This is a genomic window from Odoribacter sp. AF15-53 (assembly GCF_003479425.1).
Classification (GTDB): domain Bacteria; phylum Bacteroidota; class Bacteroidia; order Bacteroidales; family Marinifilaceae; genus Butyricimonas.
Map to the genome: position 1 here is coordinate 1 of NZ_QUHC01000034.1, position 396 is coordinate 396.

The window sequence follows — 396 nt, forward strand, 5'->3', positions numbered from 1 at the left end:
GTACAGATATTGCACGGTGGCAACGCCCTCAATATTTAGCTAATTTTGCTAATTTCAACATGAAATTATTTCTTGATCAATGCAGAGTTTTTCATGAAGATGGGAACCTTTATCAATGTGAAAGTAAAGAGGAGTTTATTAGATTAGTAAAATCCGGTAAGATTTTATTTTGTTTTAATACTTATGAAATTATACCAGACTTTCTAATGAGGTATTACAAGGATTTCCCCAATAGCTATATTGTAAATAAAGATTTTATCCATAGTGGAACTTTGGAATACCAAAAAGAACAAACAAATGTATTAAAAGAATTAGGCTTTGATATTGGAAACTTATTATAACAAGCGGCTGAACATTCCTATAAAGGTTAGTTAGCCACCAAACATTATCAGTGCA

General features: G+C 30.6%; 1 pseudogene. It reads left to right on the forward strand.

From position 1 onward, the window contains the following. Positions 1-341 (forward strand): annotated as a pseudogene (locus DWW52_RS20810) (hypothetical protein); the annotation flags it as partial. Between the last annotated feature and the right edge of the window lie 55 nt (positions 342-396).